This window comes from Shewanella jiangmenensis (assembly GCF_018596335.1).
Classification (GTDB): Bacteria; Pseudomonadota; Gammaproteobacteria; order Enterobacterales; family Shewanellaceae; genus Shewanella; species Shewanella jiangmenensis.
In genome coordinates this window covers 1-8,417 of the sequence record NZ_JAHEPS010000018.1, presented here as the reverse complement: position 1 = coordinate 8,417, position 8,417 = coordinate 1, and the positions used below count along the sequence as shown (strand labels likewise).

The 8,417-nt window shown below is 55.1% G+C and carries 7 protein-coding genes and 1 tRNA gene; 1 reads left to right on the top strand and 7 read right to left on the bottom strand.

Features of this window, described 5'->3' with window-relative positions; all coding sequences use genetic code 11:
* Nucleotides 1-40 precede the first annotated feature (40 nt).
* Nucleotides 41-117: transfer RNA gene (locus tag KJI95_RS19270), tRNA-Asp, on the top strand.
* A 322-nt stretch (nucleotides 118-439) separates the two neighbouring features.
* Here the strand turns inward: KJI95_RS19270 and KJI95_RS19265 are convergent.
* From KJI95_RS19265 to KJI95_RS19235, 7 genes are all read right to left on the bottom strand, one after another.
* Nucleotides 440-2,926: an ABC transporter permease gene (locus KJI95_RS19265; RefSeq protein ID WP_214508827.1), complete on the bottom strand. Its 2,487-nt coding sequence runs from the start codon at nucleotides 2,924-2,926 to the stop codon at nucleotides 440-442.
* Between the two features lie 125 nt (nucleotides 2,927-3,051).
* On the bottom strand, nucleotides 3,052-3,822 hold the full coding sequence (locus KJI95_RS19260) for an ABC transporter ATP-binding protein (protein WP_214508826.1): 771 nt from the start codon (nucleotides 3,820-3,822) through the stop codon (nucleotides 3,052-3,054).
* Nucleotides 3,823-3,861: 39 nt separating this feature from the next.
* A complete protein-coding gene (locus KJI95_RS19255) occupies nucleotides 3,862-5,109 on the bottom strand; it encodes an HlyD family secretion protein (protein ID WP_214508825.1) in 1,248 nt (415 codons plus the stop codon).
* A 207-nt stretch (nucleotides 5,110-5,316) separates the two neighbouring features.
* The gene (locus KJI95_RS19250; RefSeq protein WP_214508824.1) at nucleotides 5,317-5,934 is read right to left on the bottom strand and encodes a sensor histidine kinase; all 618 of its coding nucleotides are present in this window, start codon (nucleotides 5,932-5,934) and stop codon (nucleotides 5,317-5,319) included.
* On the bottom strand, nucleotides 5,909-6,598 hold the full coding sequence (locus tag KJI95_RS19245; RefSeq protein WP_214508823.1) for a nitrogen regulation protein NR(II): 690 nt from the start codon (nucleotides 6,596-6,598) through the stop codon (nucleotides 5,909-5,911). The genes KJI95_RS19250 and KJI95_RS19245 overlap by 26 nt, the downstream gene beginning before the upstream one ends.
* Nucleotides 6,585-8,012 (bottom strand): sigma-54-dependent transcriptional regulator, encoded by a 1,428-nt coding sequence (locus KJI95_RS19240; protein ID WP_250885968.1) that lies wholly within the window; start codon nucleotides 8,010-8,012, stop codon nucleotides 6,585-6,587. Before KJI95_RS19240 ends, KJI95_RS19245 begins: the two co-directional genes overlap by 14 nt.
* Before the next feature lie 166 nt (nucleotides 8,013-8,178).
* Nucleotides 8,179-8,417 (bottom strand): hypothetical protein (locus KJI95_RS19235; protein ID WP_214508822.1); only part of this gene is annotated, 239 nt, incomplete at its 5' end.

Sequence of the window (8,417 nt, the reverse complement as noted above, 5' to 3'; positions counted from 1 at the left end):
TAGGTCATCGCCAGGCGCCAAATTTGGGCTAAGGCCCAAAGGAGCGGTAGTTCAGTTGGTTAGAATACCGGCCTGTCACGCCGGGGGTCGCGGGTTCGAGTCCCGTCCGCTCCGCCAACATAAAGACAAAAGCCTCTGCAGCAATGCAGAGGCTTTTTTCGTTTCTGCATTTTCTATTTCTTATGTCGTTGCGAACGCTTTCGGTTAACCGTGTCCTTGCCTGGCAGCTCACTTTAGCACTCAATAGGAAGGGGGCTGAACTGGGGATTTGGCTTCGTAACTTCGCCTTGTCTTTTGCTCGCTAACTGACAGATTTGATTGAGGGTGTTTAGCGTAGGTAACAAAAAGCCCGGTCTGCTTTTTGCGGGCAGGTGACCGGGCTTGAGTTATCAGAAGTTGACCAAGACTAAGTCGTCAGCCTTGGTCTTTGGACGAAGGCTTAGCGTCCTTGCAGGGCGTAGATAGCGGGTTTGCGGATAATGCTCCACACCGACAATAAGGTGGTGAGCACCGTCATCAACACAATTAACAGCAGCGGCAGCGCAAAGCCGCCGCTGGACAGTGCGATAGTGAAGGTGGTTTTTTGCATAGCAAGCCAAAGGGCGACAAGCCCAGTCGCGGCCAGCGCTAAACCAGCCAGCACAGGCTTTAAGTTCTCACCAAGCAATTGTCGCAAAATCGTCGAAGGCCTTGCACCAATCGCCATGCGCACACCCAGTTCAAAACGGCGCATTTGTACGTTGTAGTGCAAGACGCCGTAGATACCGATGGCGGCAAGTACAAAGCTGAGCAGAACTAAAGCAGCAGTGACCGCCGCGGCTAAATAATTGCTCAGTAACACACGGTCAACGTTGTCGGCGATGTTATAGACATTGGCGGCCCGGTAGTACGGTGACACCTGGCTCATGAGTTGATTGAGCTCAGTTTTCGTCAGCTGCATACCTGGCTTGAGCTGATACAACAATGAGGTGCCTTGGATCAGATTGCTCGGCAAGTAGCTGCGCAGCGGTTCGCTGGCGGCATATTGATCTGGCAGATGTAGATCCGCGACTACACCTATGATTTCGTAAGGCTCACCATTGTTGACATGAAGTTGACGGCCAACCACGCTATCGCCTGGTGATTTTGCCAGTAAGGCATTGGCGAAGGTTTGATTGATGATCACCACCCGGCTTTGCGCTGTGACTTCTTGCGCGACAAAATTACGCCCCTCTAGCAACCGCAGCGCAAACATCGGTAGGTAATACTGGTCGGTGGTCACAGCGCGGGTACGCACGTTGCTGCTGGTTTCGCCGGCTTGTAGCAGGAAGCTATGGCTACCATACAAGCCATCAAACGCAACCGGCGGGTAATTGCTGACGGCGGCGCTGGCTATGGCTGGATGCAGCTGCAGCAAATCACGCACTTGCATCAGCTCAGTTTTACGCTGGCGTTCAGCAAGCTGGCGTTGTGCTGCGCTTTGCTCGGTGGATGGCGGGCTGATGTTATCGATATCGACTTGAAAACGATTGGCCGTGGCAAAGCCAATGTCTTGGCGTAACTGGTAGATGGACTGCACCAAGACCTGCGCACTACAAACCAGTAACAGCGTCGCCAATAGAATTTGGGTGCCGATCAAGTACTGCCGGGTTTGGCTTTTCACCTGCGCGCTTTGTCCCTTGCCACTACTTTGGATGCCGCGTTGCAAGCGACTGTAATCCAATTGCCGACCGATTAGCGTGGCAAAAATGAGCGCAAGCAAGCTACTCACCAGTACAGCAAACACCAACACGGGCAGGTTCAAGGTCAGCAGATGTAGCTGGGGTAGGGCGTCCCCAGCATATTGTTGCAGCAACAAGTAACAGCCCTGAGCTACCAGCAACGCAATCAGCAGTGCGGCGCTGAGTAAACAGCATAACTCGGTAAAAACAATGCGCCGAAGATGATGGCGCTGCGCGCCCAGCGCAGCCCTAATGGCCATAGACCGGTGATTTTGCGCAGCCCGCGACAGCAGTAAGTTACTGATATTGGCTGAGGCTATCGCGAGCAGCAACAAGCTACCAGCCAGCATCCAGAACGTTTTGTTGCCGCTATCACCATTTAGACTGTCGCGCAGTGACTGCGGCGCAAAACGCAGGCTGCGGCCTTGTTGGGTGGGGATGTTGGCGATACCATCCTGAAATTGCTGCTGGATTTGGGGTCCCACTTCTTGGCTAAAAGTGGCCATGCTGGCTGATGGCTGTAGTTTGACCAGATAAAAATGCCAGCCAAACAGCGCGCTTGGTTCTGTTGTGCTGGCGGCGGGGCCAAAATCCCATGGCAACCATAAATCGTTGCTTCGAGCTGGGCCAAGCAAATGGGGTTCTTCAAATTGGCTCGCTGCGATCCCAATCACCTTAAACGCCGTAGCGCCTAGCTGAATCGTTTGGCCGATGAGCGCGGGGTCGGCATTGTAGTGAGTGCGCCAAATATGCTCACTGATGATGGCAACTGCCTGATGGGAGCCAATATCTTCTTGTGCACTAAAAGCGCGGCCATGCAATAACGGCATTTGGTACATTTGCATGTAGCCGGGTGTGGTGTAAACAGCTTGTACTTTGGGGGTGTCGGCTTTATCCCGCAGCGTCAAAGCAGTGTAAGAATAACCAAGTAAGGCCTGCTGACTGATCTGGGCACTGGGTTGTCGATACAATCGCGTCATAATCGCCGGTGCAAACATATCGCTGTACAACACTGTGCCGTCTTTATCCCGCCAATCGGTGCTGCCAACAATCAACTGCTCTTCATCTGGATAAGGCAAGGGTGCCGCCAGAATCTGATAATTCAGGTTAAACATGGCAATGAGGGCGCCAAGCGTCAGGCCAAGCGTTAATACCACAGTGGCGGCATAACCTTTGGCTTTGCTCAGCGCGTAACAGGCAGCCGATAAATCGTGTCGGGTGATCATCTTTGGTCCTTCAATTTGTGCATGCGGATGACTTTTTTACTGCGGGTCGCGCCTGGCCAAAAACACCGCCACAACCAGCAGCGCCAGCGGTAGCCAAAGGGTATGCCGCAGCGGTGCGCCAAGGTTCATGGCGCAACCTGTTTTAAGGTGACGTGTTGCTGCAGTGGGCTGCCATCAGCATCCAAAATCCGACCGTCAAGCAGATGCAACTTACGGGATGCCATATCGGCGTATCTCGGGTCGTGCGTCACCATACAAAGGGTGGTGCCGTCGTTATTGAGTTGCTGCAACATCTCCATCACCGCATCACCGTTTTTCGAATCAAGGTTACCGGTTGGTTCGTCCACCAACAGCAGGGCCGGGTTGCCAACCAAAGCGCGGGCAATGGCGATTCGTTGCTGCTGACCGCCCGACAACTGGTTGGGCCTATGGCCAGCGCGATGGGTCATATCGACTTTTTGCAGACAGGCTTGTACGCGTGCTTCAATCTCGGCTTTAGGCAGGCTGGTGCGTCGATAGCGCAGCGGCAGGGCGATATTGTCAAAGACGGTTAACTCATCAATTAAGTTAAATGACTGGAAAATAAAACCAATTTTTTCATTGCGGATGTAAGCGGCCTCCGAGAGCGACAAGCCGCTGACTTCATGGCCCTCAATCTGATAACTGCCGCTGGTCGGCATATCGAGCAAGCCAAGCAGGGATAACAAAGTGGATTTGCCACAGCCTGACGGGCCGCAAATCGACACAAAATCGCCGGTATAAATATCCAAATCGATACCGCGCAGTGCATGGGTTTCCATTTCGTCGGTAGCAAATACCTTGGTGATGCCGCGCAGGGCGATAGTGGCCGGCGTGGCTGCGCCAAGGCTCGCGTTCAATGCTGTATTGGTTGTCATAAAAGTCCCTGTTTATCTGACTGCGACCAAGGCCGCCGGTTAATGATTGACTGAGATGGTGTTGGCATCGGCAAAGGTTGCCATGTCCGACAGGACAAACGCCTCGCCTTCGTTGGCGCCGGTTTGTAATACCAGATAGCGGCCGGCTTCATCGCTGAATTGCAGCGCGGTGGCCTGCAGCTGCTGCTCGTCCTGGTGGTAGCGGAACAGTTTGCTGCTGGCATGGCTTTGCACGTTCACCGGCCGCTCGAGATACAGCACGTTTTTCAGATCGGCGGTAAAGATTTGCGCGTCTACGTTAAGCTCCGGCCGGGCTGATGCGGGGATGGTGTCGACAAAGCGCAGCTCCACTTCGACCGTACCGTCCTGCACCTGAGGTGTGATGCGGCTGACTTCGGCTCTCGCGGTTTCGCGGCGGGTGTTGACCACGGCACTCTGACCTACGCGCAGCTGCTCAACCTTGGATTGGGATACGCGGATCAGCGCCTGTAAATCCTGACTGCTGCCAATCAGCGCCAGCTCCTGCCCGGCAGTTACGCTTTGGCCCAATTCCACCGGTAAGCGTTGCAGTACGCCATGAATGCCGGCCCTGACCGTCAGCTGATTAACGCGCTGCTCCAGACGCTGCAATGAGGCTTTGGCCTGCTTAAGCTCTTCGTTGGCGATATTTAAATCTTCAGCAGCCACTTCTTTAAGCTGCGCCAGCCGCTGTTTTTGCAGCGCAATCCGCTGTGACAACTGGCGCTCCTGCAATTCGGCGGTCTTGAATTCGATGGCCGCGACTACGCCGCGCTCGGCAAGTTCGCGGCTAGCAACCAGTCGCAGCAGTTGGGTATCGCGCTGGGCAACCAGTTCGGCGAGCACTACTTCTTCGGCCAGCATTTCGCGCTGATTCGCCAGTTGTCCGCGTTTTTGTGCCGCCTGCTGGCGACTGACCATCATGGCCGCCTGCTCCAGCTCTTGCTGCAGCTGTGGGTCCTGCAGCTGCAGAATGACGGCATCCGGGGTTACTTCTGCGCCCGGGCGCAGCAGGATGTCGGCCACGGTGGCGGGGCTTTCAGCCGAAATCAGCCGCTGCTTGTTGGAGCGCAGCACGCCGTAACCATCCACCGACACCTGTAAATCACCGCGCTTTACTGTGCCGATGAGCAGCTGATTACGCTCGACCCTGTGCTCGGCCGCAGGCGAGATGATTTGGATGGCAGCGACGCCCAGCACGGTGGCGATGGCCACCACCAGAGCCGGTGTGCGCCAGCGGTTTTTGCGTTTGCTGATAGTGATATCCATGTGGCTTCCCTGCTTTACGTCTTCATTCCGGCCCCCTGCCAAAAGGATTCGGGGCATCTTGCCCATGGAGTATCAAGAATGATGCCAACAATTTAATTGTTATTAATCAGTATTTTGCATTTTTATTGCGAGAGGGAAACGTGAAAGTGTCCGGAATCGGACGCATGATTCCGTTATCGGACGCCGGATTGCGCTGCCCAAGATGTGTCAGGTGGCTCTGCGCCACGGCAGCTTGAGATGGGCTTCACTGCCGCTGATACCGTCGGAGCGGTTTTGCAAAGAAATTTCGCCGCCAAGGCTTTGGGCAATCTGGCGACACAGCGCCAAACCAATCCCCTGACCCTGTGCCTTGGTACTGTAAAAGGGCACAAACAGGTCGGCGGGATTCAGCACGCCGTGGCCCTCATCTTTAAGCGTCAGCCAAAGCCAGTCTTGCTGGCGGCGAATGTGCATTACCATAGTGCCGGGCGGGCTGCCGGCCTCAATGGCATTTTTCAACAGGTTTATCAGCAGTTGTTGCAGCAGCGCCGGGTCTGATAAGAACGTCAGCGCCGCGACTTCAAGCTTAAGTTCACTCTTGGGGTACAGCAGTTGTAGCCCTTGCGCCAGCGCCTTTGCGTCAACCGCCTGCCAGTTTACCGTTAGCGGTTGATTGAGCTTGGCGTAGCGGCTGACAAAGTCCTGCAGATGTTGGCTGCGCTCGCGGATGAGCGTCAGTGCTTCCTGCTCACGTCCGGCCGGCAGCTTTTGCTGCAGATATTCGGCAAGGCTCTGCACCGGAGTAAGGGAATTGCGGATTTCATGGCTCAGTACCCGGATAAGCATGCTGCCATGCCTGCAGCTGGCTTTCCCGCAGTGCCGATTGAATATCGATAAACACCAGCAATTGATAGCGGTCGCCCTGATCCAAAAAGCGGCTATGACGGATTTGCCATTGCTGTGACAGCGGATTTGCCACAAATTGCCACTGAGGCTGGTCAGTAAGACCCAAACTCGCGGCGCTGCAATGGCGCAGGCTTTGCCAGGGCTGGCCGAACAAGTGCTGAAAATCCGCATTGGCGTAGCTGAGCTGCTGCTTATGATTCAGCACCAGTATCGGTGTATTGAGCTGATCTATCAGCTGATACAGTAAAAACTGCTGCTCATCGAAAAAGCTTTTGCGCTGCTGCAGCTGCGCCGACAGTTGCTGCAGTTGCTGCTGGCATTCGGCCACCACGCCCTGTGAATAAGCTGGCTTGGCCTGCAGGCTGTAATCCTGCAGCTTAAGGGCATCGAGCTGAATGCTGGCGCGCCGAAACGCCGCAAGTTGTTGCTGCCGCCCGGCCCATAACAAGCGATTGCCAAGCCCAAGTGCAATCAGGCTGCCAAGCCATATCCACCAGTGCGGCCAGTAAAGACTGATGCCAAGGCACAGCGCTGTAAGCAGTACCAGCGTCAGACCGCAGTGCCAGGCGGTGTGGCGCTCAAGGCTTCGGTTATACCAGGCCATACTTTTCCAGCCGCCGGTACAGGGATGATTTGGTGATCCCAAGCTCATCGGCTGCCTTTTGCTTATTGGAAGGATGGCGCGACAGGGCGCGGCGGATGAGTTGCAGCTCGGCCTGCTCGAGGGTTAATTCCGCCAGTTCGCCGCTGGCGGCAATTTGGTCACTGCCTGGGCTGGCTAGGTGCAGCGGCAGCGCCAGATCGGCCACATCGATAAGGCTGCTTTGGCTCAGCAGCACGGCACGCTCAAGCAGGTGGCTCAGTTCTCTGAGGTTACCGGGCCAGGGATACTGCTGCAGCTGCGTAATGGCAGCGCGGGATAAGCTCAGGCCGCGCTTTTGGTAACGCGCGCCATGCTGGTGCAAAAAGAACTCGCACAGCGGCGCTATGTCCTCTGGTCGTTCACGCAGTGCCGGAATGCGAAACTCGAGGGTATTGAGCCGGTAATACAAGTCCTGACGGAACAAGCCCTGCTGGATAAGCTCGGCGATGTTGCCATTGGTGGCGGAAATCAGCCGGATATTGGTTTGCTCGGTTCTGCTGGAACCCAGCGCCTCAAATTCGCCGGTTTCCAGTACCCGCAATAACTTTGCCTGCAGTGAAATCGGCAAACAGGCAATCTCATCCAAAAACAGGCTGCCGCCGGCGGCAAGACTCAAACGGCCAGCGCGGGTTTCTTTGGCATCGGTAAAGGCGCCCTTTTTGTGGCCGAAGAGTTCACTTTCAAACAGAGTCTCAGGGATGGCCGCCATATTCACGCTGATGAGCGGCCCCTGCTGACGGGATGAGTGCTGATGTAACCAGTGGGCGAGTTGGCTTTTGCCCGTGCCATTCTCGCCGGTGAGCAATATGGTCGCATCCGTGAGGGCGACCGTCTTCAGTTGCTGCATCAAGCGGCGCATGACTGGGCTTTGCCAAGCAAAGTCGTCCCCCATGTCACTGTGCTGCTGCTCCTGCTGGTGGACTTCAAGCTCGTGAAATAGCGCCTGATTACGGGCTTGCAACTGACTGAGCTTCAATTGCTGCGACACTATGTGCACCAGCCTTTGGTTTTGCCAGGGCTTTTCCAAAAAGTCACTGGCGCCTGCCTGCATCGCCGCAACCACCAGTTGGGTGTTGGACCAGGCGGTCATGGCTATCACGGGGATGTCGGGATACTGCTTGGCCAGAAAGCGTAAAAAGCGCAGGCCTTCTTCGCCGGAGGTGGTGTCGAGCTGAAAGTTCATGTCGAGCAGAATAAGATCTGCCGCTTGCTTTAATAAGGAGTCACGGGCCTGTAGCGGGCTTTCAAGTTCGCTTACCCGATAACCTTCATCCTCAAGCACAAAGCGAATGGCGGTGCGAAGCTCTTTGTTGTCATCAATCACAACTATATGTAGCTGTGCTGTCACCGCTGACGTCATCCCGGACCCGGTCATATTACTGCTCCCTGCATCAAAGATAGTGACCAGGGCACGGATGGCCGCTGGCGGCCTTATAACAAACTAAAAATCGGCCAAAAGCAATTGAAGCCACTAAATGCTGGTGGATAGCGCTGGCGATCCCTGTGTCGATCCAGGGTTTGATCCAGTCGATCGCCATGTATCAGCCAAAAAAGCACCGTAAATTGGCGGTAAAAGCGGCATGCTTAGTGGGTTTGTGGAAAAAAGCAGCGAGCGATCGCTTTTCGATGAAAAAGATCTTGTGCAAAAGCTTGGGCTCCCTATAATGCGCATCCACTGACACGGCACGGGGCGCCAAGCACTGAGGTGCAACGCAAATCGAACGTGAAAGTAGTTGAAGCGAGCGAAAGCCAACTTCAACAGCGTCGAAAGAAAGTTTGC

Coding starts and splice junctions, on each gene's coding strand:
- KJI95_RS19240 (WP_250885968.1), bottom strand. CDS start 8,012: ATGACCGGGTCCGGGATGACGTCAGCGGTGACAGCACAGCTACATATA.
- KJI95_RS19245 (WP_214508823.1), bottom strand. CDS start 6,598: ATGGCCTGGTATAACCGAAGCCTTGAGCGCCACACCGCCTGGCACTGC.
- KJI95_RS19265 (WP_214508827.1), bottom strand. CDS start 2,926: ATGATCACCCGACACGATTTATCGGCTGCCTGTTACGCGCTGAGCAAA.
- KJI95_RS19250 (WP_214508824.1), bottom strand. CDS start 5,934: ATGCTTATCCGGGTACTGAGCCATGAAATCCGCAATTCCCTTACTCCG.
- KJI95_RS19255 (WP_214508825.1), bottom strand. CDS start 5,109: ATGGATATCACTATCAGCAAACGCAAAAACCGCTGGCGCACACCGGCT.
- KJI95_RS19260 (WP_214508826.1), bottom strand. CDS start 3,822: ATGACAACCAATACAGCATTGAACGCGAGCCTTGGCGCAGCCACGCCG.